This is a genomic window from Kovacikia sp. CALU 1929 (genome assembly GCF_056784235.1).
Genome location: NZ_JBXBCF010000060.1, coordinates 88,515 through 113,695 on the forward strand (window position 1 = coordinate 88,515; position 25,181 = coordinate 113,695).

Below are 25,181 nucleotides of genomic sequence, written 5' to 3' on the forward strand. Positions count from 1 at the left end.
TCAAAACTCTTAACTGCTCCCCTCCCCTCCCCTTTCATGGAAGATACTTTTGTACCACGCTCCAGCCGGTGAGGGAAACCAAAATGAAGGCGATGCACAGAACCGCATTGGTGCCAATGTGGAGCCACCGTGCCCAAGGACGTTCTGGACTGATTTGCACCGCGCTCCAGACAGACAAAAACACCAGGTCCACCACAGCCAGCCCAGCGGGTAAATGAAGGGAATGCCCCAAACTGCCGAAGTGTCCAAAGGTGCCGACAATGCCAATGCCCAACAGCAACAACACCAACCCGACCATGACCAACCCAACCAAGTAATGGGATGGGCGTAGCCACTGGGGACGAGGTTGCCGTCTTTGCCGGGTGAAAAACATCCACCCGCCAGATATTGCCAGCAGCAGATAAGCGAAAACAGCGAAGCCCATTGACCAGGCAGCCGTTTTCCAGAGCCAGAGAAAGGTGGGAAGATGCATGGGAGGATTCAAAACAAAGACATCTGCTCAGACGACGCTTGCTCAGGAAGCTGGTCGATCGCGGGACCAGATGCCAGATTATGGGCAAACCGGGTGGTTTCGGGGAGACGGTATTTGGTGGTGCAGCGCATGACGTAGGCGATCGCAGTGTTTAAGCTGACCCGGTGCCCACTGGAGATGTAAAGGGGTTTGGTGCCGGGGCGGGTTCGGAGGGCGGCTCCGATGGTGTCTCCTTTGTGGGTGAGGGGAACCCAACTGCCGCGATCGTTGGGGACCTCATCATGTTTACCGACTAGCAGAGATTTAGCAACGCCAATGGAGGGTAGATTGGTGAGCAGTCCCAAGTGACAGGCAATTCCAAACCGGCGGGGATGGGCGATTCCCTGCCCGTCGCACAACAGCAGATCGGGGAGAAGGGTCAACTTTTGTAGCGCATCCAGAACAGCAGGCACTTCTCGAAAGGAAAGGAAACCGGGGATGTAGGGAAAGGTGGTAGGGCGGCGGGCGATCGCCCGGTCTTGCAGTTTCAGGTCATCCAGGCGCAGCACGGCAACCGCAGCACGGGTAATGGTGCCTTCAGCCTCAAATCCCACGTCAACTCCAGCAATGAATTGAATCTCACCCAACTGATCCGTAGTGATAATTTCACCCCGCAGCGATTGCTGAATGGCGATCGCCTCTTCCGCTGTCAGGCACCATTCGTGACGGTGTTCAATCTTCATGAATGTCTAAATCACCCTCGCATACCAACTAAGAGGAAAAACTTCAACTAATAAAAAGGTTTGTTTAAGCATTTTTAGTCATTTCTTTGGGATCATTCATTTCTGGCAGCATTTCGGAAAAAATGCTTCTCTTAAGCTAGAAGGTCAGCTTTGAAACCAACATCTACCTGAATATTGAAACTTTCAAAAAAATTAAGAATTTATGCAAAGTATGATACTGCGGATAACGCCTAATCCAAAGAAATTCCTAAAGGAAGTAGCTTCCAATGGCACTGTCATTAAAGTAATAGCTAGGATCAAGATAAGTTGATCAATGGATTGCATTGTGGTGAGTCAGGACTCAGGATTGGTTGAAGTTTGATGTTTGTTTTTTGAAGGTTTTTTTGAATGACGGATATATTTTTTCATCCATCGACCGATGAAACCTCCCGCCCCCAAAAACAAATTCGGAACCTTGTGTTTGGGATGACAGGCGAAACTCTGATTCTGTTGGCAATTGGGAGTGCCACTCGCGTCATGAATGCTGGGCTTGCCTGCCCCGATTGGCCCCTCTGCTACGGGGTGCTTTATCCCAGGCAGCAAATGAACCTGCAAGTCTTTTTAGAGTGGTTTCATCGTCTGGCAGCTTCCTCCATGGGGTTGTTTGCGATCGCTCTGGTAGCGATGACCTGGTGGTACCGGCGATCGGTTCCCGGTTGGCTTCCCTGGGCATCCGTCCTGGCATTAGGACTGATTGTTTTTCAAGGAGTTCTGGGCGGGTTGACTGTCACGGAGCTGCTGCGGTTTGATATTGTCACCGCTCACCTGGCAGTCGGCTTTCTGTTCTTCATTACATTGCTGTCGATTGGATGCGCTCTGCTGCCCTACCAGGGAACCGGAAATGCCAGCAAACTTCGCTGGGTGGGTCTGGCGGCAGCGGTTTTCGTCTATATCCAGAGCATCCTAGGGGCATTGGTCGCCTCCCAATGGGCATTACATCAATGCTTGAGTACCTCTACTCTCTGCCGGGTGATGAACAGCCATATCGTGGGAGTGCTTCCAGCTACCCTGGCAACCCTGGGACTGGTTGTCATGGCATGGCGAACGCCGGCCCTTCATCCTCACCTGCGCCGGTTAGCCAATCTGGCTGGTGGGTTGGTGGTGCTTCAGATTGTTCTGGGCATTGCCACGTTTAAGCTGCGGCTCCAGGTCGAGCCTTTAACCGTTGGACACCATGCGATGGGAGCCATACTGCTAGGGACTTTGGTTGCCTTCACGGTCCTGGCGTGGCGCGATTTGCCCGCCCCTGCTTTAAGCACAAAAGCTACCCCTCAAGCCCTGGACTCATCATCTCTCCAGGATCACAGTGCTGAAAGCCAGCCTGCTTAACGGTTCTATTACCTTTGTTTGTAGGAAACGAGCGAATGCAAGAAACATCCTTAGCGGGTTTTTCCCGCCACCATGAAAACCTTTTTCAAGTCATTCAAAGCTACTGGCAACTGACTAAGCCCCGCATCATTCTCTTGTTGCTGATTACAACGGCAGGGGGGATGTGGATAGCCGCAGAAGGGCAGGTCAACCCCGTGCTGCTGCTGGTGACGCTGATCAGTGGAGCCTGTGCAGCGGGGGCAGCCAATACCATTAACTGCCTCTACGATCGCGACATTGACTACATTATGGAGCGCACCCGCCACCGTCCTTTACCTTCGGGACGGGTGCAGCCACGGGATGCCCTGCTGTTTGCGATCGCTCTCACGCTCCTTTCCTTTTCGCTGCTGGCGGTGTTTGCAAATCTACTGAGTGCCTGCCTTGCGATGTCCGGGATTGTGGTTTACGTTCTGGTTTACACCCACTGGCTAAAGCGCCACAGCACGCAAAACATTGTGATTGGTGGAGCGGCGGGGGCAATTCCACCCCTGGTTGGTTGGGCAGCGGTGACTGGTGATCTCAGTTGGGCTGCCTGGGTACTATTTGCCATCATCTTTCTCTGGACACCCCCCCACTTCTGGGCATTGGCAGTGATGATCCGGGAGGACTATGCCAAGGTGGGAGTACCCATGCTGCCTGTAGTTGAGGGAACCGAATCCACCGCACGCCAGATTTTTTACTACACCCTGGCGCTGATTCCGGTAACGCTGCTGCTGGTCTACCCCCTGAATGTGATGGGAGCAATTTACGCTGCGATCGCCCTGTTGCTGGGTGGCATCTTTGTCAAAAAAGCATGGCAGTTGATGCAAGCGCCCTCCGACCTTCATGTGGCACGTTCTGTCTTCAAGTACTCCATCCTTTACCTGATGATGCTATGTGCTGGCATGGCATTAGACAGCCTGCCGCTGACCCACCAGTTCACAAATCTGATTGCCAGTCACTGGCAGACCTGGGTTCACACGGTTACTGCGATCGCTCCCGCTGGAATTCGCTAAGATTCAGCCAGAGCTTCTCAGGCAAATCACCCATGCTGCACTATGACCCACGCCATTGTCTTCCCTCGGCAGCAGAGTTGCCCGATTCGGATGACACGCCTGTGGATAACGAGTTACAAAACCTGATCCCCAATTTGCTAGAAGCCATCCTGGCGATCGCCTGAGCAGATCGTCAGGATTGGTTTATTGGGATTGACATGGGCATTTACTATGCACCTGAAGTGCCCCCCCTGGTGCCCGATGGGTTTCTCAATCTCCAGAAGAACTAGCAGAACGGCAACGCCAGCGGGCGGAGAAAGCAGAGCAGGCACTACAAGCACTACAGGCACAACTACAAAGGAAAGGGATCGATCTAGAGTCGTGAATGCGATCGCCCCGCTACAATGAAGGTTGAGATTTGTATCGATTTTGATAGGGAGTATCTATGGCTCCTGCTGTTTTGATTGAAAAGCTGCAAAAGGGCTACGGCGCTGTCGAAGCTGTCAAGGACGTTTCATTCCAAATTGAACCGGGAGAAATCTTTGGTCTGCTGGGACCCAACGGTGCCGGTAAGACCACAACCCTCCGCTGCCTCTGCACGCTGGCGGAGCCAGATGCTGGGAAAATTGAGGTTTCCGGCATCTCAGTGATTGATCATCCTAAACTGGCAAGGCAACGTCTGGGCTATGTTGCCCAGGAGGTCGCTTTAGACAAAGTGCTGACTGGACGAGAACTGCTGCAACTGCAAGCGGCGCTCTATCATTTGCCCCGCTCGATTAGCTCAGACCAAATTGACAGCGTTCTCAGTCTTCTGGGCTTACAGAACTATGCCGATCAAAAAACGGGCACCTATTCAGGTGGCTTGAAAAAGCGCCTCGACCTGGCAGCCGGGTTGTTACATCAGCCCGACGTCCTGGTACTGGACGAACCGACCGTTGGGTTAGACATTGAGAGCCGGATGGCAGTCTGGGACTTTTTACGCAGCCTGCGAGAACAGGGGACAACGGTGCTGCTGACCAGTCACTATCTGGAAGAAGTGGATGCCCTGGCAGACCGGGTCGCCATTATTGACCAGGGAGTCGTGATTGCTTGCGGTCAGCCTTCTGAGTTGAAGGATAAGGTGGGGGGCGATCGCATTACCCTGCGTATCCGTGAGTTTGCGCCCCTGGATGAAGCCGAAAAAGCCAGAGCGTTGCTCCAGAAGGTGCCGACGGTTCAGGAGGTCATTATCAATGGTGCCCAGGGCAACTCGCTTAACCTGGTTGTCTCTCCCCACAGCGATGCCCTGCTGACCGTGCAGAAAGTCCTCCAGGAAGCAGGCATGCCGACCTTTGGCATTGCCCAGTCGCGCCCCAGCTTAGATGATGTTTACCTGGCAGCGACTGGACGCACGCTGTTGGATGCCGAAATCGCTGCCTCTGGTAGTCGGGACGAGAAGGCAGAGCGGAAGAAAAACATGAGATAGCCGGATTAGCTTACAGGTTATAAACCCTAGATTGGGAGGATTGTGAGAGCATCGATGAGTAGCACAATAACACCGCCAACTCTCAATGGAAAAGTGACCGTTCCTCAAAACCCGTCTTCCTCCAGCCCATTCAGCGATTTTCTTCAGGAAACCCTTGCCCTTACCCGGCGTCTGTTTATTCAGCTTCAGCGACGACCTTCAACTCTCATTGCAGGTATCATTCAGCCGCTGATGTGGCTCGTTTTGTTTGGGGCGTTGTTCCAGAACGCACCTCAAGGACTGTTTGGGGACCAGGTAAACTATGGACAGTTTTTGGGGGCGGGAGTCATTGTCTTTACCGCTTTTGGGGGCGCGTTGAATGCCGGACTGCCGGTAATGTTTGACCGGGAGTTTGGCTTCCTTAATCGGCTGCTAGTCGCGCCCCTGTCGTCGCGCTATTCGATTGTGGCGGCATCTGCGATTTTTATTACGGTGATGAGTTTGGTTCAGACCGCGGCGATCATCGCCATGAGTGCGGTTTTAGGAGCGGGGTTACCCGATGCCTTGGGGCTGGGACTGGTAGCGCTGATTGTGCTGATGCTGGTGGTCGGAGTGACTGCCCTCAGTCTGGGGCTTGCTTTTTCCTTGCCCGGTCACATTGAGTTGATTGCAGTGATTTTTGTGACTAATCTGCCGCTGCTGTTTGCCAGCACAGCACTGGTTCCCCTGTCCTTTATGCCCAAATGGCTGCAATGGGTCGCTACGTTAAATCCCCTCAGTTACGCGATCGAACCGATTCGTTATATCTACCTCCACGATGACTGGTCTTTAAGTAGTATCGTGATGCGGGCACCCTGGGGCGAGGTGACCCTGGGAGGCGCTCTGTTAGTTCTGTTTAGCTTTGCGGCGGTTATTCTACTCAGCATTCAACCGAGGCTGCGACGTGCCCTAACCTGAAGCTGTCCTCGTTTACTAAGGAGATTTCCAGGTAAGAATTTACCCCCACCTCGTAGGATGGGTTACGCTACGCTAACCCATCCTGTCCGATGTTGGTATTTTCTTTTACAGAAATCTCTTAAGTACCCTTGGATGGGCGATCGCCTATCCTGGCATGAATTTGCTGCCAAACAGCGTGCAGAAAATCCTGCTGATAGCCCCACTGTTGAGCCAGGTCAGTGACTTTGCCTGAGTCTCCTTGCTCAAACAGTGTGGACAACACTGCCATTTCATAGCTAGTAATTAACATCTCTGGAACCAGCTTTTCTGAGCCAGAAGTTTCCCACTTAACCGAGTTGGATGAATGCATAATCAATTTGTAACGTAAGTGCTACAGAAATCAAAAAGATTCCCCTGCCCGCAATCGGACATCGCTTGACGAAACAGAAACTCCAGCCGGTCAGCTTTAAAGCCTATCGAAAACGCCTTCACTGCCAAAGCTCAGCCATTAAATCCAGAAAGTTTGTGAGATAGGCTTTCAAATCAGTATACTGACTGAGTTGTTTTTACGAAAATGATTTCTCAGCAAAAGTCTCCAGTACAAAATAGAGGCAATGCTAGAATGTACGGTGATTAATTCAGGAGCAAAGTTGCAGAAAACTGCGTCTTTGTTAAGGAAAGCCCCGTAGTCTTGCTAGATGTCTCGTAAATTGGGCTAGAGGAGTTTTAAGAAAATGTTCCAACCTTCCCTGTCATTCATGAAAAAACAAAGATTGATAGTTCTGGGTCTTCTGGCATTTACAGGTTTAGCGGCTAGTAATACGGCACCTGCCTTTGCCCAAACTACACCTGCTCAACCCTTTGACAACCCGCAAAGTGCAGAACGGAGCGACATCTTCTCGAACCGGGGTGGCAATCAGAGCGGCGGCATGATGGACATTATCCATCGGGCAATTCAGGGTCAGGGACGTAGCTTTGAAGAATTCAACGAAGGACAGCAAGAAAATTTGGACACTGCCGCCCAAGAATTTCTCAAACTGCGGCAACAGCGTCTCAGTAATCCATCCGTGACAGATCCAGCCCACACTCCTATCCCTGATTCGGCTACCCCTACTAATTAGTTGTCTGCGGTATAGTGCTTCGCTGGTTAAGCAGATCCAGATTTACCCACCATACACCGGGGTTATTTTTTATCGAGAAATAACCCTAATTGACTGGCAAAACTCCTCGAATGGCGAAAACTCCTAGATGGGCAAAGACGAGTTGGTGACCATCGGAGGTTAAGTATGAACATATTTATTAGTTAGGACATCTGATGTCGTTCGACTGAGCACCCTTGGGACTTCGACGTAATCTCAGTCAAACGCTTGAGTGCTCAGGTCGAAAGTTTGTGGCGAAACCTGACACTCGCTTGAAAACCCCAGGAATATCCATTACTCGGTTCTGATGTAATCAATTACTGGGTGTAAGGCTCAATTTCATGGGCAGTTCGATATAGAATCCTGACAGACAATCAGCAGGATCCCCACTTTATGGAGCCGCAACTCCCCGTTACACCCCTTGCTACAGGAACCGCTGTTGCGGTTGAAAAGGCAGAGCCGACCAGCGAGTTTGAGTTTCTGTTCACTCGCGATATCGAATTTCGTCAGGAAACCATTTATTTCATTGTCGTAGACCGCTTTTATGATGGCGACCCTAGCAACAACAGCGGCTTCAACGCTGAACTCTACGACCCCACCCATGAGGACTGGTGGAAGTATTGGGGTGGTGATCTGCAAGGAGTTATTGACAAACTCGACTATTTGAAGGATTTGGGCGTGACTGCAATCTGGCTCACACCGTTGTTTGAGCAGGTGGAGCAGCTCGTGTTTGAGAAATACGCAGCAATTCATGGCTATTGGGCAAAAGACTTCAAGCGAATCAATCCTCGCTACATCGGTAAAGATGAAAATCCTTCCCTGTTTCAGGAAAAGGAAACGGTTTTTGACCGCTTAATTGCGGCTCTCCATGATCGCGGCATGAAGCTGATTCTGGATATTGTCTGTAACCACAGCAGTCCAGATGCAGGCGGTTTGAAAGGGCAACTCTACGATGACGGCAAGCTAATTGCCGACTTCAACGAAGATGTCAATCACTGGTACCACCACTACGGCGATGTGATCGACTGGGAAGATGAATGGCAGGTGCAAAACTGTGAGTTGGCGGGCTTGGCAAGCTTCAATGAAAGTAATCCCGATTACCGGGAATACATTAAAACCGCCATCAAGCTCTGGCTCGATCGCGGTGTCGATGCCCTGCGGGTCGATACAGTAAAACACATGCCCATCTGGTTCTGGCAAGAATTTAACGCCGATATCCAGACCCATAAACCTGACATCTTTACGTTTGGTGAATGGATTTACAACAGCCCAGATGATGATCGCTCCGTCAACTTTGCCAACAACTCTGGCATGACCCTGCTCGACTTTGGGCTATGTATGGCAGTTCGGCAAGCGCTGGGAACAATGGATGAAGGAGGGTTTCACCTGGTTCAGGATGTACTGGACAAAGATTACCGCTACGATGGTGCAACGGAGTTGGTGACTTTCATCGACAACCATGACATGCATCGCTTCCAGACGATTAACCCCGATCCTGATCTGCTGCGGATTGCCGTCAATATGCTGATGACCACACGCGGGATTCCCTGTCTCTTTTATGGAACAGAGCAATACCTCCATGACGACACTAACGGGGATGCCAACATCTATGGCAACAACGATCCCTATAACCGCCCAATGATGGAAACCTGGGACACCGATACTCCCCTTTATCAAGATATTCGGTTATTGTCTGGGCTGCGCCGCCTCAATCCAGCCGTGTCTCTGGGCAGTCAGTGGCAAAAGTATCTAACTCCCGATATTTACTGCTATGTCCGTCGTTACCGGGGTTCTCGCTGCTTTGTGGCACTTAACCGGGGAGAAACCGTAACTTTAGAGCAGGTAGACACCGAACTCCCCGATCGCGAACATACCTGTGTCCTCAGTCGCCGCAAGTTTGAAGTCAAAGACGGCAAAATTTATAATCTAGAACTGGGTGCCAAGGAAGCTATCATTCTCAGCCATGTCGAGGAGCGGGTTAGGGAGCAAGCGATTGTAAGAGTGCAGCTCAACGGCTTGGCAACCCAACCTGGGGAAGCCGTCGTAGTCACCGGAGACTGCCCTGAGTTAGGCAATTGGAATATCGATAACGCTTACCCGCTGGAATACATCAACTCCAATACCTGGTTTGGTGAAATTCCGTTTAACGAAAGTGCAGGTAAGGCGATCGCCTATAAGTATGCGATCGTCTACAAAGATGCCGAAGGTCACGATACCCACATTCCCCTGCGCGAAAATCTCGTCTGTCGCCGCTGGCTCGTGGCAGAAGAAGGACTTGTCAAATGGAGAGATACCTGGGCAGCCTAGGGGCAGGGAGGCAAGGTAGCCATTTAGAGTGAAAAATGAAGCAATGAATATAGCGATTCTCAGACGAGTGCGGTACTAATTAATACCAAAGCCCCTTACTGAATCAGCAATTTGACCGTATACACAAATGGGAATTGCTATAGCTATCACGCAAAACTCCTAAACTTAAAACCCTTAAATCTCAAGCCATGTTAAGAACCGTAGGTTTGACCCTCACTTCTTGTATGCCGAAGGCTTTAAATCTAACTCCCCTTCTCCCTGGAGAGAAGAGGGCTGGGGGATGAGGGCATCAGAGAAACACCAGGTTTCAAGTTGGATGCAATTTAACTCAAAACTCTCAACTCAAAACTCTCAACTCAAAACTTCCCACCCCCTCCATGACCGTTTCTCGAACCATTTGCCTGGGATTTCTAGCCGTCATTGCCATCGGCACCCTCCTCCTCCTCCTCCCTTTTGCTACCAGTAGTGGTATCTGGAGTTGGGAGAACGTGATCGTTGCACTGTTTACAGCAACCTCAGCCGTGTGTGTCACGGGTCATATTGTCGTAGATACGGGTACCTACTTTTCACCCTTTGGGCAATTGGTCATCCTGGCACTGATTCAGATTGGTGGTCTGGGTTATATGACGGCAACCACCTTTCTGTTTTTGGTGGTTGGGCGTAAGTTTGGCTTACGGGATAAAGTTGCTTTGCAACAGGCACTCGATCGCACCGGCATTCATGGAGCCGCCCAGGTGATTCGGTCGATCATCGCTACCACGATGATCTTTGAGATTACTGGGGCATTTCTGCTGATGACAGAGTTTAGTCCTCGATACGGGATCGATCGCAGCCTGTGGCTCTCCATTTTTCACAGTGTTAGCGCCTTTAATAATGCTGGTTTTAGTCTATTTTCAGACAACTTAATGGGGTTTCAGTCTTCGTTACTGATTAACCTGGTCATTCCAGGGTTGATTATCTTTGGTGGGATTGGGTATGAAACTATTTTTGAGCTGTATCTCTGGCTGTGTGCACGATTTAGGAGAAGACCTGAACAGATTATTTTATCCCTCAACTTTAAGGTGGCAGTCAGTACCACACTGACCCTGCTTATCCTGGGAACGATCGCCTTTCTGCTGGTCGAACTGCGTAACCCCAATACGTTCGGCTCAGTAGACTTTTCCACCCAGCTAATGGCAGCCTGGTTTCAGTCTGCAACCACCAGAACGGCTGGATTTAACACCGTTGACATTGGCAGTATGACCACTGCTGGGTTGTTTTTGACCGTTGCGTTTATGTTTATCGGTGGCAGTCCGGGCGGAACCGCAGGGGGGATCAAAACCACAACGCTAAGAGTAATGACCAGTTGCACCAAAGCGATTTTGCGTGGCAGAGAAGAGGTGACGCTCTACGGGCGGCAGGTCCCCATCAACCTGATCTTGAAAGCGATGGCGGTTGTTGTGGGGTCGTTTGGCACCTTAATTATTATGACCACCCTGATCTCTCTCACCGACCCAGATGTCAACTTTATTCAGCTTCTGTTTGAAGTGGTGTCTGCCTTTGCTACAGTCGGGCTTTCAACCGGCATTACAGCGGGGCTGAGCACCTTTGCCAAACTAGTTCTGATTGCCACCATGTATATTGGGCGGGTAGGGGTGCTGCTGCTGATGGCTGCCCTTATAGGCGATCCGAAACCCAGCTTTGTTCATTATCCAGAGGAGAACCTGCTGGTGGGATGACGAAGAGAAGGGGGAGGGAAAGGAATTTTGAGTTGAGAGTTTTGAGTTGAGAATTAGCCTACTGAACCCTGACACCATTCGGCTGAGCGCTCACGTCAAAACCTGACACCCAAATCATTTACCAAACTTGAGTTCTTGACTACTACACTGAATCTAAAATCGAACATTTGATCTATGCCACGCTTTCTTCATCTGGCAGATATTCATCTTGGGTTTGATCGCTACGACAATAAAGAGCGATCGCTGGATTTCTACCATGCCTTTCGCGATGCGTTAGAAAAGTTTGCGATCGCCCCCCAGGTTGACTTTGTTTTGATTGCGGGAGATTTATTTGAGCATCGTTCTATTCAACCCAATGTGTTGAACCAGGCGCAGCTTTGCCTGCGAGAACTGAAGCAAGCCGGGATTCCAGTGCTGGCAATTGAAGGTAATCACGATAATCGACCCTACGGAACCAAAACAAGCTGGCTCCGCTACCTGTCCGATTGGGAACTGTTGATTCTGCTGGAACCCGACAATGCAGCCACTGGTGAGGTGATCTATGAACCCTGGAATCCAGAAACGAAACGGGGTGGGTATATTGATCTGGACTGTGGGGTGCGCGTGTTGGGTTCCTACTGGTATGGGGCTTCTGCTCCCAGGGCGATCGCCGCGCTGGCTACTGCGATTCAGCAACTTCCTGCCGCTCCCCAACATTCCGTTATGATGTTTCACCACGGGCTGGAAGGGCAGATTGCCCGCTATCAGGGGGCGCTTCGCTATACGGATCTGCTGCCGCTCAAGGAGGTCGGAATTGATTATCTGGCACTGGGGCATATTCACAAAAACTACGCTGTGGAAGGCTGGGTTTTTAATCCTGGCTCCCTGGAGGCAAACAATATCGAAGAAAGCCAGTTTGAGCGAGGAGTTTACCTCGTTGATCTGGAGCCATCCGGCATTCAGGCTACTCTAAAGCAGGATTATGACCAGCGGGCGATCGCCCGTTTAAGGGTCACTGCCCAGGGGCAAGAAAGTGCAGAAGCTCTGGAGGAGATGGCTATCACTACCGTTCAGCAGGCAATTCAGTCAGGCAAGATTAACCCCGACCAGGCTCCGATGGTGGAACTGCGGATTGAGGGTCAGGTTGGGTTCGATCGCCTGGAACTGGATACCCGCAAACTCCAACAGCAGTTGAAACAGATCAGTGGAGCATTAATCTTTCTGCTGAAATACAACGTCGATGCCGTTGCCTATGCCTCCCCCATTGCAGAGGAAGCCAGTCGGCTTCAGGTTGAGCAAGAAGTATTTACCGATCTCCTGGCAGCCAATAACACCTACAAAAAACGGGCAGTGGAATTGGCACAGGGATTGATTGACTTGAAAGATCGACAGCTTCAGGGGCAATCAGAAGAAATCCTCTATCAAGTTGCCCGGAATCTTTTGACAATGGAACCTGAATAACCCAGGGAAAGGTTAGTAATGGGTGAAGCTGACACCTGGCACCTGACACCTGACACCTGACACCTGATCCCTAAAACAACCCCAAACTCGTGCTGAGGCTGATGCCAAAAACAAACCCGTTAAAATCAATCAGGGGAGCGTTCGATCGCCCAAAGCTGTACCCAGCAAACAGATAAAGCTGGGTATTGCGGAACACGGTGTATGCCAGATGGGCACCAACCTGTTGAAACTGATCTTCTCTCGATTGCTGGGTGAATGTAATCAAGGCAAATTGATAGTCCAGCCCAATTTGCAGATTAGGCTGGAGGTCATAGTTTAAAGAGGCAATGAATGAATTGATCGTCCGCGATCGATCTTTAGGATTGGCAAAACCTACCCGTAGTTGGTAAAAGGTGTTGAGGTAGAGGCGACTTGTGATCTGATCGCGGCGGCTTAGTTCAAACCGGATTGCGTGTTCATCCAGAAACCGACTCCCCCTGGGCAACCCAAAAATGTCATCGCTGGCAATGTGGAGCCGCTGATTCGCCCAGCCTAGTCTGCCAAACATCGTAGGAGACAATACCTGGAAAATACTGGCTTCAAACAGCAGCTCGTTGTAGTTAATTTGGGTTTGTGTGTTGTAACGGACGAGGTTGCCGGTTACAGAAGCGGTCAGAAAAGTGGATGGTCCCAAACGGGGCGCTGCATAAAGCGTCAGTCCTGGTCTGGCTAACCCGTCATCAATGGGGTCGATCGCCGAGTAGATATTAGTGCTTCTAAAGTAATCAAACCTTGCTATGAGATAGACCGTGGGCTGGCGAGATGGGGTTGGCGACGCAGGTACAAGGTAGATACAGCCAATGTCTGTATCTCGGACACTGCCATCTGGACAAAGACCCTGGCTTTGCGGGGTTTGCTGGTCAGAGGAATCCGGCAAATCCTGATTTTGAGGCGCATTGACGGGTTGAGAACCACTGGGAGTTGATTGCAGTTTGAGTACACCCAGATCTGGGTCTTCAGCCGAACTTACGAGATTGGTATTGCTGATGGGAAAGGAGAGCGGATCAAGCTTGGAATCAGGCTGCAAGCTGTCAAGGTGGCGAAAGGTGACGGGAAGTGGTAAGCCAGGGGGTGGGGTCAAGAGCGTCTCTGCGCTAAAGGCGTGGGTAGGGCGAACCAAATGAGACTTAAAGCTATCTGGTTGAGATATAACTGTTGACCTTGCCTGCACCTGGACTGGAATTGGTTGAGCCGAGCTACCCAGTCCCAGGTGAATGTCTAGGGGTTGAGGCGGTGGCTGAGGCGAAGATTGCTTAGTTTCAGGGGGTTGAACCGAGATCTGACCTTCCAGGGGCGGTTCAGGCTCAGAAAGTGAAGCCGGAACCCAGGCAGGAGTCGCCCCCACTGGACCGCATAAAATTAAACTTATCCACGCTAATAGGTACTGCCAGAGACCAAAGCGTGCCAAACAACGAAATTCAGGAGGTAAAGGGGTAGAACGAATCCGCAAAGCAAAAACCGTGGAATTACTGAACCAGCCTGATTGCCTAATCTAAAAGATTTGATGAAGTTAAGAAAAGTAAACCCTTCAATCTAGCTATCTGTTTGGATAGCTTATGCCATTAACGGGGTTAAGCCTATTCACCAACATCCCCCAAAATTGGGATTCTCAGAGTTCCTAGTGACAATTCAGTCAGAGGTAATTAAACTGAGTAATCGAAAGACTATAGAAATACTACTGAATAGATGCAATGACTGGCGTGCCAGTCTCCATAAGAGAAAACACGGAAGTTGCTATGAACTCCGGATATATCTTAATTCGAGAATTATTGATTCGAGAATTTTTTAATTGGGTGCCTGAGCAGAACTAGCCCCAGTGCGATCGTTTCAAGTAAACCCCCTGGAACCCTGTTATGTGCCTTAAATTCCTGCCAATCGTCACCTTGAGTTTATGGAGTGCCGGAACTCTATTTTTGTCCGGTGTTGCAAGCGCAGAGGTCAAGCTTACCAATGCCACCATCCAAAAGATGCAAAACCAGGTGGAGTTTCTGCCCTCCGGTCAACGCTGGCGCGGGGCATCAAAAGGGATGACGATGCAGCCGTTAGATGCCCTGAAGACATCGGTTAAGTCCTGGGCAGAGTTACGTTTCAACGATCGCTCCCTGGCACGGGTTGGCGAACGGGCACTGTTTCAGTTTTTACCCAACACCCGCACCTTCAATCTTCAGAATGGAACGGTGCTGCTTCTGATTCCTCCCGGACAGGGAAGAACCCAGTTACAAACGCCCAATGCAATCACGGGGATCCGGGGTTCAGCCCTGTTTGTCCGTTACAATCCGAACACTCAGACCACCCTGGTGGGGGCGCTCACCAACAGCGAAATTGAAGTCAGTCTCAATATAGAGGGCAATCAACCAGTCACCCTTAAGGCAGGGCAAATCGCTGTTCTGGTCCAGAATCAGGGGCTTCAAATCTTTAATTTTGATTTAAAATCCTTCTACGAAACCAGTGAGCTTGTCAAAGATCTGGATTTGTCGCGTCAGAGCCAGGAACCCAGCGCAGATGAGGCGATCGCTGCCGTTCAGTCGGAAACTGCCGAAGCACTTCAAGCCCAAACCCCAATAGCCGCCAATTCCAACGTGTCTGTCAATCCTGCTTGGATTTCTCTTGGCACGCCTCCAGCAGAAAACAACCCCAGCGTGTTGTCAACAGGCATCAATATATTTAGGCGAGAAAATATAGGTCCTATAGTAGATATTAATGTTACTGACCTGCTACTACCTGGTCCACCACCTAGTGGCACTGGTTCTTCAGTATCGACTGTTTCTGATGGGATCAACCCCTCCCCTGGTACTGTCGTCGTCCCTCCTGATCCGCTGCGACCTGTACCTACCCCCGATTCAAATGTAACTCCCCAACGTCCAATTCCTACATCGGATCCAATTACTCCAGCGTCCGCACCTGTTGCGACCCCTCAGCCACCACCGCCTACAGCTCCAATTGGCACTCAACCCCCTGCCGCCCCCGTTACCCAGCAGCCACCTGTCACGCCTCAACCCCCAGTCACGCCTCAACCTCCAGCCATCCCTCAACCTACTACGCCTGACCCGGTAAGGCCCCAACCTCTTCCCATTAATCCAACTCCAGTGGTCACGGCACCACCGGCTCCCACTCCCGTGGTACAACCGCCACCTGTAGCGGCTCCATCTCCTCCGCCTGTGCAGGTTACACGCCCCGTCCCAACCCCAGCGCCTGTGACACCAGCACCCGTAGTTAATCCCCCCACAACTGCTCCTCCGGTGGTGACTTCACCTCCAACGGTCACTCCAACTCCCATCGGGGCGGCGGTTCCTCCGGCGATCGCCCCCACAGCCCCTCCTGCGGTGACACCAGTCCCTCCGACAGTAGAACTGGTACCTCAAGCCACTTCCCTCACCGCACCAAATTTGACACCGGCTAATGTTGTTTCGCCCCCCCCTCCGGCTCCAGCCGCAACGCCTGCTTCGACCCCTACAGTGCAACCAGAAACGCCTACGGCAGTCAGCCAACCTCCCGTATCTACTCCTTAGGAAAAGTTCATTTCAGCGAACTTGTTGTTGACTGTAGCAGTTGTCATCGAGGGCTTTTGCCGCTATCGCCAGCAAATCTATTGATAGAGCGATCGCCAGGTTAGACGATTAGCATGTTGAATTTCATCAAGTTCAACTTAGCCTACTGCTCAGCAACAGCGAAGGGAACAGCAGGGAGGGGTAAATGGAATTATCACCTCAACAAAGAAGAGAAGCACAAACTTACTTTCAACAATCCGTTAGGAATGAGAATTAAATAACACTGGCTTTTGTAGGTTGGGTTGAGCTTACGAAACCCAACATCTATTAGGAACTCAGGTTATATGCGCGAACCAGGCTACCTGCTATTGCTAGCGCTAAGCGCAACGCTAACGCGAACAACCAACCTGCACCAGTTAATTGATCCTGAATCCTTAGTAGCGAGTCTGGGCGTAAGCAGCTTCAGACAGAACCGGGATCTCGGCGTAGCGTCCTCTGATGCATTGAATGATGGAGAAAATTACAATCCCCAATACAGCCAAAAAGATTGTGCTGAAGATAATAGTAAAAGGTAGGAAGGTTGCTCCAACAAGACCCCCGATACCTAGAAGCTGTAAGAGGGTGCTGATTAAGGAAACTGCAATTCCGGTAATCAGAGCCTGCATCGTATTGAAGCGGAGAAAGTGGCTCAGGCGATCGTTGCGGACAATCAGCAGGTAAAGGGCAAAGAAAATGACAAACCCTCCAAACCCTCCTAGCAGACTATTCAGGAGACTATAAATGAAGACAAATGGCGTAAAAGGAAGCAGGATATACGCTAATACTGGAAACTGGCTCATCAAAGCGATACCAAATCCCATCGACTCAACCATCGGAAAAGCGTAAGGGAAACACGCAAAAATCCTGTCCTGAATTGATGTTGACCCACGCCAAGCCATGTTGATTTCTCCAGATTGAGTGTTTCAATAAACAGTCTGTTTAATTAACCTGCATTATGCACAGGATAGCGTAGTTAACCAAGAATGCCCAGATTTGGAGGTGAGGTGGTAGAGGAGAAATGTTGGGTGGTAGGAGTTTTATGAGGCTCCACTGAACAAGAGGCTTATGGAAGTTGAATAATAAAGCGGGTAATAATTAGGAGGCATCGTTGAGCGTTAAGTGAGTCCCAATGATGAGCCGCCGTTCGATTCAACTGCAACTGAGCGCTGAGCAACAGCAAGCCTTGGAAAATGAATGTTTGTGATCGTGCCCCGCAAGCGTACTTGCGAGAACGGGCTGCCGCCGTGCTGAAAATTGCAGCGGGAGCAAGTGGGTTGCAAGTGGCAAAGAGCGGATTGCTGAAGCGACGCAAAGCCGATAGGTATACGAGTGGGTGCATCGCTACGACAAAGATGGGATTCGAGGTCTGATGCTACGGGACGGACGTGGGCGCAAGCCTGCTTTTTTTCCCTCAGCACGAGAGCGCCCAAGCGGCTAAGCAATCGGTGCTCAATGGGCTGCGACATGCGCCGCAAACCTTTGAACATGAGCAAGCACGCTGGCGGTTGCAAGACTTGTTGGAGCCGTGCCCGAGTTTAGGTCTCAAGAGCAGATCAGGATTGAGCAAATTGTTGTCCCGGTTCGACATTGGCTACAAACGAGGGCGACCGTATGTTCACAGTCCTGACCCTGACTAGGTGGGCAAATGCGACCAGATTGAACTGGCGTGTTTACGTGCCAAGTACGCGCCAGACAAGTACGTTGTGGTTTTCTTCGATGAAGTCACCTTCTACCGACAACTCACGGTAGCGAAAGATTGGGAGGAGCAAGTGTGGCGCTACCCACCCAAACTGCCGCAAAGTTGGCAACTCGTGAGTGCCACACCGGGCGACCCAAACGGACGGCCGATGGTGCTACTGAACTTGCCCACCTATGCCTCTTGGCTCAATCCGATTGAGAAACTCTAGCATTGGCTTAAGCAGGATCTGCTGCACATGCATCGTCTCAGCAGCCGGTCGGATAACCTCAAACAGAAAGTCGATCAGTTTCTAGATCGCTTTGATGCTCGCTCTATCCCCCTGCTGCGGTACGTTGGTTCATTACACGATTAAATCGTCAACTTCCATAAGTCTCAACTTTCAACTCCCGATACACTGACATCCATTTTAGTTCAACGACGGCGAGGGTTCTGGAGCAACCGAGGGAAGCGGGTTGGGCGCAGGCTGAGTAGAAAAGTTCAGTTGGGGAGTGGGTTCTGGCATAGGAGAGGGTATTGCTGAAGCAGCAGGATCGGGGGTAGGAGAAGCTTCAACGCTGGGTTCTGGCAATGGACTGGTTTCAGGTGAAGGCTCAGGAGCGGGAGCCACAGCTCTTGGGAGGGGCGAGGAAGGGGGGCTTTCCTGTAATGGAAGGACTTCAGGAAGCGGAGCCAGGGGTATCATTGCTGGTTCAGCGGTTAGGGGCCAATCCTGAAGCGGGGGAAAAGTTTGCTTGGTGTTAAAGATTTCAGGTCCAATACCGCTAACAGCACTTAGACGCAGGGTCAACCCCAGACCCAAACCACAGGAGGCAGCAATGACGGCGGCTACTGCCATAGCATGGGGTAGTCGGCTCCTATGGGGGACTGCTTGAGTGAACGTGCGTGAAGTTTGGGAGGGGGAGGCGGCTTTAGCCGTAGGCTGAACCTCAGAATGAAGGGCACGGGTGACCTCAGCCGTGCTAGATGGCTGAGGCTCCGAGGATGGCGGGGAAGTAGCACTCTGGAGTTTTCCGTTGATAGGCGCTGTTACATGAGCAAGCTGAACAGTTGCAGAAGAAGCCTCTGAACCATTGGAAAGTTGAACAGGAGTGAGCGGTGTACTTCCAGGCAGCAGCGAAAACCAGGCAGCGATCGTCTGAGGGCGTTTCTGAGGATTCAACTCCATGCCGCTTAAAATGGCTGCCTCCAGTTCCACACTCAGGTCAGGTTGAAGTTTGCGTGGAGAGGGAAGGAGTGACCTCGCTCTGTGATTGGCTGCCGTTGGTTGGCGACCTGTTACCAGGAAATAAAGGGTGGCTGCTAGCCCATAAATATCGGTTGCAGGGGTCAGTTTGGCAGGTGGCTGATACTGCTCGATCGCAGCAAAGCCTGTATTGGATAAAGCGGTTGGAGGCTCAGAAACGCCCAATCCTGCACGATGCAGAATTCTATAATCCACCAGAATCACAAAATCAGTGCCCGCAGGATGAATCAAATTCTTAGGCTTCACATCCTGATGAACTAGCCCATTTCGATGCAGGACAGTGAGGGCAGAACCCACCTGACGAATATGCTGAATTGCCTGAGCTTCAGACATCAGATGCTGGGGTTGAACCTGATCTGCCAGAGACTCCCCTGCAATGTAGTCCATCACAGCAAAGGGCACGCCAGACTCTTCAAACAGTTCCACCAGCCTGACTAAGCCGGGGTGTTGGCATTGAGCAAACCGCTGTGCCTCTTCCAGAAAGCGCTGCCTTAATTGGGTAAAATCCACCGGGACTTTTGGCGATGGCTTGATTGTTTTGAGTACCACCAACTGATTCAGGAGTGTCTGAGCCGCCTTCAGCGTAATTCCCAGGTCACCCTGCCCTAAGCCACTACTGAGAGCATATTTGCCGTTTTGTAAAGTGGTGCCAGTGGTTAGATTCATGGGTCTCCCTGCCAATCATTCCAACAAGTCATTCCAGATATGCTAACCCTTTCGGGGTGCGGAAGGGGAAGGGGAAAAGGTATCGAGTGATGAGTTGAGAGTTGAGAGTTAACTAAGGAGGCATTCATATCCTTCACCTGTTTACCTTACTCTCCTGCGCTCCTCTACCCCTCCGCGCCCTTTCCCCTCACATGGAAAGTGTTCTTGCAAAAATACCTCTGCTTCAGTTTGAGTTTTAGTCACACCGTCCAGGGTGGCTGCGGCGAGGGCGTTGAGCATTTCACGGAAGCGGGGTCCTGGTTTGTAGCCCAGCGTTTTGAGGTCGTTACCGTCCAAGAGAGGCTTGATATTAGACCAATGGGTGAGGTACTGCCAGATTGTATGACGAAGCGATCGCGGGCTACGAATAGCCATTAGCACCAGCAGGGTTATGTCATATTGCTCCAGTAATGCCACCACTTGACTGGGGTACTGGCAATGGGGGAGGGACTTACTCACTTCCTGTTGGGCAGACTCCAATTGCTGCATCCGTTCAATACTGTCTACCGATAGCTGAAGATTTTCGGCAACCAGGGCACGGTGTTCTGGAGCCAGATGGGCGAGTAATACTTCCAGGAGCAGCAGCCAGATGGGGAAGGCGGGGTGGGGTGGGTAGGTGGTGTTCGCCGCAAGCGTTTCCGTAGGATGGGAGAAGTCAATTTCTCCTCCGCTCTCTTGCTGCCCTGCTCCTCCATCTCCTACCTTCGGTCTACTGTTTTCTATCTCCTGCCGCTCTATCCGCTTCAGCCAGCGTTCTACCAACCGTAGCTGCCGCCATAATTCAGGGGTTAGATCGAGGGTGGGATGAATGCATTGGAGTGCCCCCAGATCGGCTAGTTGTTGAAGGGCTGGTTTCCAGTAACGGGATTGGAGGATGTATTTGAGTTCTGCTTTGAGGCGAGTTTGGAGGGCAGGGGCAGAAATGCGAGATCTGGAATCTTTACGGTCTTGAATTTGCTGGTAAATACCACTGGCGATCGCGTGTCGAATATAGCCCTCCGTTTGAGCATCAATCTGAAATCCTAACCGGACGGCAAAGCGGACTGCCCGGTAGATGCGAGTGGGGTCTTCAATAAAGCTATTGGCGTGCAAAACCCGAACTTGCTTTGCCTGAAGGTCTAGCAAGCCACCGAAAAAGTCGAGAATTTCTCCAGGGCGGGGCGTGGTGAGGCGAATTGCCAGGGCGTTAATCGTAAAATCTCGTCGGTAGAGGTCTTGCCGGATGGAACTGGCTTCCACTTCTGGGTTGGCAGCGGGATAGGGGTAAAATTCCGTGCGGGCGGTGGCAATGTCTACCCACAGAGAATCGAGGGCTGGGTCATTGTGCCACAAGAGGGCAGCGGTCTGGAACTTGCCGTGTACATCCAGGCGGGATTCAGGATAAAGAGCCTGGAGCGATCGCGCCAGTTCGACCCCTGCCCCGGAATCTGCCGCCCGGTGAAAGCCATCAACAACCAGATCGATGTCGTCAATCATCAGCGCTTGAGGCATCTCTGCCCCAAACCTCTCTACTCCCAGCAGCAAATCTCGGACTGCTCCACCTACCAGATAGAGATGCCAGCCCTGTTGCGCTGCATGGTGGGCTGCGGTGGTTAAAACTTCCCAGAGTTCAGGTTTGAGGCACTGTTTCAGTGTTTTCAGAAGGGCGGCTGGGTGACGGGGAATAGGAAGTAGGGAATGGATGACTGGATATTTGCCTTCTAATTCCTGACTCCTGCCTCCTGAGTCCTGACTCCTGCCCCCTGACTGCTGATTTCTGCCCCCTGCCCCCTGACTCCCCACTTCGGGCTGGTGCAACTGCCGCAAAACATCCGTCCGTGTCACGATTCCCACAAGTTGTCCGTTATCCAATACGGGCAGGCGACCAACATCATAAGTCACCATGATCGTTTCAATCTCTGGGAGCGGCGTTTCAGGGGTAATGGTTTTCAAGTTGGTCGTCATGTAGCCTTTGACAGGCGCATGGCTGAACCCATGATGCAAAGCAATATCCAAATCTCGCCGGGAAATGACTCCAATCAGTTGCCCTGTTGTATCTACCACTGACAGCCCAGAATGTCCGTAGCGAAGCAATATTCGCTGTGCCTCGTTGATGGTGGTTTCGGGACGGATGGTGCGAACGGGGGAAGACATCAATTCTCTGGCAACGGGAGGGTGAGGAATCTGTTCCTTAAACAGATCGACCAACCGAGCCAGGGTTTGCTCGGGGTTGACAGCATGGAGATTAACCGAAGCGGCACGGGGATGACCACCGCCACCCAGGGGTTTGAATAACTCATTCAGGTCGGTTGCTTCAATTTGCGATCGCCCAATGATCGTCAGTGCGTCACTTTCACTGCTGGAATCATTACGACAGGCAGATCCTCGGCAGTAGTGTGCTGCCAGCAGTAGGGCATCCATTTCAGTCAGATCGGTTAAGCGAGATGCCAGACTCGATAAACCGGGAACAAATTCTTCTACCTCTAGCAGCACCCAGGCAACCGCATATCCATGAATAATCTCTGTTTGTATATTATCCAAAGCTAGAGGCAGGAGTTCTTGCAGTCTAGGAGAAAGTCCAGGGTCAATGTAATCCGCGATCGCCCGCAAGCTGGCTCCTTGCTCCATCAACCACGCCAGCGCCCTGGCATCCCTTGCGGTTGTATGGTCAAACGTAAGGGATCCAGTATCTACGTGAATGCCTAATGCCATGACCGTTGCCTCTATAGGACTGGGTACCACCTGCTTGGCTTGAAGCTGTTCAGTTATCAACGTCGTGGTCGATCCAATCGCTTCTATCTGTTTCCAGGTTGCTGGAATGTCCGACTCTGTATCTAAATGGTGGTCATAGAGGGTAATTTCAATCCCAGGCAGGTCAAGCCACTCAGCCGCTTTACCGAGGCGATCACGCCGTTGCGTATCCACGACCCAAATTGAACGAATCTGGTCGGGATTAACCGCTCTACGCTCAATTAAAGGGTACTCATCCCGGTGCAGGGCTAGAAAATCCCGCACGGCTGGATGTGCCCCTCCTGCCAGTACAATTCGGGCACCTGGACAAATTCGCGTTAAGCCAACCGCTGCTCCCAGCGTGTCAAAATCCGCAGTTGTATGGCAAAGGATAAGGTCCATAGGTGGGGAAGGGGAGCAAGGGAAAGGGGAAGGAGTTGAAAGTTGAAAGTTGAGAGTGAGAAGGGGAAAAGAAAATCAGGAAAAGCACAAGGGAAACGCTGAAGCAGAAAGGGAAAAGACAAAAGGGGCGAGAGGTTGAATACCCCTGACACCTGCTTTCCTAACACCTGACACCTGACACCTGACACCTGACACCTCCCGCATCTCTCCCTTCCCGAAACAAAAAACTCAAATCCTTGCCTCAGATGGGGACACTTTTCTGATAGCTTACTAGTCATGGGCTGATTAACATCACCTGAATTAATAACCCTACTTGCCTAGTCTTATTGCCGCATTGGAGAAGCAGAAATTATGACTATTCTGTTCCAGTTAGTTCTGGCTCTTTTTGTAATCCTATCGTTTATCCTGGTGGTTGCCGTTCCAGTTGCGCTGGCATCGCCGCAAAATTGGGACCAATCCAAGCGATTGATTCTTCTAGCTTCTGGCGTTTGGGCAGGGCTGGTGATTGTGCTGGGTGTGCTAAATTTCCTGGTCGTTTAGTTAAACGCATGTGAGCATCGCACCCCCTAATCCCATCCTCATCGAAACCCCGATATAGCGTTTTTGAATCCAGTGAGGTACATGGATAGTCATAGAACTCTTGAGTCAAACAGATGAGATGTACCTCACCTAGAAAGGAAACGCTATAAGATGATCGTAGTCTGATCAGTGAGGAAGTCACCTAACGACTTCCTGAACTGATGGCGGGGTGTTTATACACAGGCAACCATGGCAGTTTTTGAAGGAACGTTCACTCAAGCAGACCAATTCCGGTTTGCGATAGTCATTGGTCGATTCAATGACTTAGTGACAGGCAAACTCCTGGAAGGTTGTCAGGATTGCCTGAAGCGCCACGGTATTGATGTCAATCCCGAAGGTACCCAGGTTGATTATGTCTGGGTACCTGGTAGCTTTGAGGTGCCATTGGTCGCTCGACAGCTTGCTTTAGCTAATCGGTATGATGCCATCATCTGCCTGGGGGCAGTGATTCGGGGGCAAACCCCCCATTTCGACTATGTGGCAGCAGAAGTGTCGAAGGGCATTGCTGCTGCCGGTTTCCAGACCGGAGTGCCAGTCGTCTTTGGCATTTTAACGACAGACACTATGCAACAGGCGCTAGAGCGGGCTGGCATTAAGAGTAATCTGGGTTGGAATTATGCCATGAGCGCTCTGGAGATGGCTAGTCTGATGCGTCAAGTTAAGGATCTGGGTGGAGCAGAGCACTATGGCAATAGCCTGAGTGGGACAACGACTCCCACTTTGCCTGCATCATTAAAGAGCGCAGCCACCGCTGAGCCAACACCGGATTAGGGATGGAGAATTTAGAATTTAAATTGAATCTAGTGATTCGGCGTTGCTGATTTTGGGTACGAATTGAGAGTTGTATGAATTAAAATTCCGTTCCAATTCATACTGCTATTCAGCACCAACTCTTTTTGTGACTAAAACTGATCCTTCATTCTCCGCAGGCGGGCAAAGGTCTGGATGCCATTTTTCGCCTTCATTGCCGACTGCAAAACTGGGTGATCCCAGCGTAGAAAGGGATTGGTTCGCTTTTCGATACCGATCGTAGAGGGAATGGTTGCCTCTGAACGATGACGGGCATTTTTTACCTGAGCAAACCGTTGCTGCAAATCAGAATTGTTGCGATCTACGGTCAATGCAAATTCCAGATTTTTCAGCGTATACTCATGGGCACACCAGACTCTTGTTTCATCGGGTAAGGCGCGCAGTTTGCTGAGAGAACTGACCATTTGAGTTGGAGTTCCTTCAAACAACCTGCCGCATCCCCCCGAAAACAAGGTGTCACCGCAGAACAGTTCTCCCATCTGATCTACCTGATTGGGTGGAAAGTAATAGGCGATATGGGCGCGAGTGTGTCCGGGAAGAAAAAGCACTTCAGCCGTGTGGTTAGTGAATGGGACGCGATCGCCTTCCTGCAAAAATACCTGTTGTCCTGGAATCCGCCCCCTGTCTTCTGCCCCACCATAAACCACTAACTCAGGATAGCGTTTCAAAAGGGCACCGTTTGCGCCCACATGGTCGGCATGGTGGTGCGTGTTCAAAATCGCAATCAAGGTTGCCCCCAAATCTTCCAGGTAACGCAAAACTAATACTGCCTCCGCCGGATCAACCACCGCTGCCACATTTCGCTCCGGATCATGAAGCAGAAAGATGTAATTGGTTGATAGGGCGGGTAATCGGTAGACCCGCATTTTAAGCTTCTCCCAGGCTACCCGATGCAACGGGTGTCTAATG

Annotated in this window: 21 protein-coding genes and 1 pseudogene; 14 read left to right on the plus strand and 8 right to left on the minus strand. The window is 51.1% G+C overall.

Going from position 1 to position 25,181, the window contains the following annotated elements:
• Nucleotides 1-34 precede the first annotated feature (34 nt).
• Nucleotides 35-472: a DUF4079 domain-containing protein gene (locus AC1S52_RS09235; RefSeq protein ID WP_482028699.1), complete on the minus strand. Its 438-nt coding sequence runs from the start codon at nt 470-472 to the stop codon at nt 35-37.
• An 8-nt stretch (nt 473-480) separates the two neighbouring features.
• Complete coding sequence (nfi, locus tag AC1S52_RS09240) at nt 481-1,194, minus strand: deoxyribonuclease V (protein ID WP_482028700.1); 714 nt, start codon at nt 1,192-1,194, stop codon at nt 481-483.
• Nucleotides 1,195-1,581: 387 nt separating this feature from the next.
• Between nfi and AC1S52_RS09245 the strand changes: the two genes are divergently transcribed.
• From AC1S52_RS09245 to AC1S52_RS09265, 5 genes are all read left to right on the plus strand, one after another.
• Nucleotides 1,582-2,562 (plus strand): COX15/CtaA family protein, encoded by a 981-nt coding sequence (locus tag AC1S52_RS09245; RefSeq protein WP_482028701.1) that lies wholly within the window; start codon nt 1,582-1,584, stop codon nt 2,560-2,562.
• Between the two features lie 35 nt (nt 2,563-2,597).
• On the plus strand, nt 2,598-3,596 hold the full coding sequence (locus AC1S52_RS09250; RefSeq protein WP_482028702.1) for a heme o synthase: 999 nt from the start codon (nt 2,598-2,600) through the stop codon (nt 3,594-3,596).
• A 32-nt stretch (nt 3,597-3,628) separates the two neighbouring features.
• Nucleotides 3,629-3,760, plus strand: a complete 132-nt coding sequence (locus AC1S52_RS09255) for a hypothetical protein (RefSeq protein ID WP_482028703.1) — start codon at nt 3,629-3,631, stop codon at nt 3,758-3,760.
• Nucleotides 3,761-4,020: 260 nt separating this feature from the next.
• Complete coding sequence (locus tag AC1S52_RS09260) at nt 4,021-5,040, plus strand: ABC transporter ATP-binding protein (protein ID WP_482028704.1); 1,020 nt, start codon at nt 4,021-4,023, stop codon at nt 5,038-5,040.
• 54 nt (nt 5,041-5,094) lie between these two features.
• Nucleotides 5,095-5,976 carry an ABC transporter permease gene (locus tag AC1S52_RS09265; protein WP_482028705.1) on the plus strand — a complete coding sequence of 294 codons (882 nt, stop codon included), beginning with the start codon at nt 5,095-5,097 and terminating at the stop codon, nt 5,974-5,976.
• A gap of 118 nt (nt 5,977-6,094) precedes the next feature.
• On the opposite strand, the gene AC1S52_RS09270 is transcribed toward AC1S52_RS09265, so the two are convergent.
• Nucleotides 6,095-6,325 carry a hypothetical protein gene (locus tag AC1S52_RS09270; RefSeq protein WP_482028706.1) on the minus strand — a complete coding sequence of 77 codons (231 nt, stop codon included), beginning with the start codon at nt 6,323-6,325 and terminating at the stop codon, nt 6,095-6,097.
• 388 nt (nt 6,326-6,713) lie between these two features.
• On the opposite strand from AC1S52_RS09270, the gene AC1S52_RS09275 reads away from it, so the two are divergent.
• The 4 genes and pseudogenes from AC1S52_RS09275 (at nt 6,714) to AC1S52_RS09290 (ending at nt 12,559) form a co-directional block, all read left to right on the plus strand.
• Complete coding sequence (locus AC1S52_RS09275; protein WP_482028707.1) at nt 6,714-7,076, plus strand: hypothetical protein; 363 nt, start codon at nt 6,714-6,716, stop codon at nt 7,074-7,076.
• A 411-nt stretch (nt 7,077-7,487) separates the two neighbouring features.
• Nucleotides 7,488-9,401: an alpha-amylase family glycosyl hydrolase gene (locus tag AC1S52_RS09280; RefSeq protein ID WP_482028708.1), complete on the plus strand. Its 1,914-nt coding sequence runs from the start codon at nt 7,488-7,490 to the stop codon at nt 9,399-9,401.
• 353 nt (nt 9,402-9,754) lie between these two features.
• Nucleotides 9,755-11,119: pseudogene (locus AC1S52_RS09285) on the plus strand (TrkH family potassium uptake protein); the annotation flags it as partial.
• A 174-nt stretch (nt 11,120-11,293) separates the two neighbouring features.
• Nucleotides 11,294-12,559: a metallophosphoesterase family protein gene (locus AC1S52_RS09290; protein WP_482028709.1), complete on the plus strand. Its 1,266-nt coding sequence runs from the start codon at nt 11,294-11,296 to the stop codon at nt 12,557-12,559.
• Nucleotides 12,560-12,629: 70 nt separating this feature from the next.
• Here AC1S52_RS09290 and AC1S52_RS09295 read toward each other — a convergent pair whose 3' ends face one another.
• Nucleotides 12,630-14,048 (minus strand): hypothetical protein, encoded by a 1,419-nt coding sequence (locus AC1S52_RS09295; RefSeq protein ID WP_482028710.1) that lies wholly within the window; start codon nt 14,046-14,048, stop codon nt 12,630-12,632.
• 403 nt (nt 14,049-14,451) lie between these two features.
• Here AC1S52_RS09295 and AC1S52_RS09300 point away from each other — a divergent pair, with 403 nt between their 5' ends.
• Nucleotides 14,452-16,107, plus strand: a complete 1,656-nt coding sequence (locus AC1S52_RS09300) for a FecR domain-containing protein (RefSeq protein ID WP_482028711.1) — start codon at nt 14,452-14,454, stop codon at nt 16,105-16,107.
• A gap of 413 nt (nt 16,108-16,520) precedes the next feature.
• On the opposite strand, the gene AC1S52_RS09305 is transcribed toward AC1S52_RS09300, so the two are convergent.
• Nucleotides 16,521-17,024, minus strand: a complete 504-nt coding sequence (locus AC1S52_RS09305) for a Tic20 family protein (RefSeq protein ID WP_482028712.1) — start codon at nt 17,022-17,024, stop codon at nt 16,521-16,523.
• Between the two features lie 291 nt (nt 17,025-17,315).
• Here AC1S52_RS09305 and AC1S52_RS09310 point away from each other — a divergent pair, with 291 nt between their 5' ends.
• Both AC1S52_RS09310 and AC1S52_RS09315 read left to right on the plus strand, forming a co-directional pair.
• Nucleotides 17,316-17,495 (plus strand): hypothetical protein, encoded by a 180-nt coding sequence (locus AC1S52_RS09310; protein WP_482028713.1) that lies wholly within the window; start codon nt 17,316-17,318, stop codon nt 17,493-17,495.
• 267 nt (nt 17,496-17,762) lie between these two features.
• Nucleotides 17,763-18,032 (plus strand): hypothetical protein, encoded by a 270-nt coding sequence (locus AC1S52_RS09315; protein ID WP_482028714.1) that lies wholly within the window; start codon nt 17,763-17,765, stop codon nt 18,030-18,032.
• Between the two features lie 198 nt (nt 18,033-18,230).
• On the opposite strand, the gene AC1S52_RS09320 is transcribed toward AC1S52_RS09315, so the two are convergent.
• Nucleotides 18,231-19,733 (minus strand): serine/threonine protein kinase, encoded by a 1,503-nt coding sequence (locus AC1S52_RS09320; RefSeq protein ID WP_482028715.1) that lies wholly within the window; start codon nt 19,731-19,733, stop codon nt 18,231-18,233.
• 141 nt (nt 19,734-19,874) lie between these two features.
• Nucleotides 19,875-22,883, minus strand: a complete 3,009-nt coding sequence (locus AC1S52_RS09325; protein WP_482028716.1) for a CBS domain-containing protein — start codon at nt 22,881-22,883, stop codon at nt 19,875-19,877.
• 351 nt (nt 22,884-23,234) lie between these two features.
• Here AC1S52_RS09325 and psbZ point away from each other — a divergent pair, with 351 nt between their 5' ends.
• Nucleotides 23,235-23,423, plus strand: coding sequence for a photosystem II reaction center protein PsbZ (gene psbZ / locus AC1S52_RS09330; protein ID WP_482028717.1), 189 nt, complete (start codon nt 23,235-23,237; stop codon nt 23,421-23,423).
• A 228-nt stretch (nt 23,424-23,651) separates the two neighbouring features.
• Nucleotides 23,652-24,233 carry a 6,7-dimethyl-8-ribityllumazine synthase gene (ribH, locus tag AC1S52_RS09335; RefSeq protein WP_482028718.1) on the plus strand — a complete coding sequence of 194 codons (582 nt, stop codon included), beginning with the start codon at nt 23,652-23,654 and terminating at the stop codon, nt 24,231-24,233.
• Between the two features lie 131 nt (nt 24,234-24,364).
• On the opposite strand, the gene gloB is transcribed toward ribH, so the two are convergent.
• A complete protein-coding gene (gloB, locus tag AC1S52_RS09340) occupies nt 24,365-25,138 on the minus strand; it encodes a hydroxyacylglutathione hydrolase (protein WP_482028719.1) in 774 nt (257 codons plus the stop codon).
• Nucleotides 25,139-25,181 lie beyond the last annotated feature (43 nt).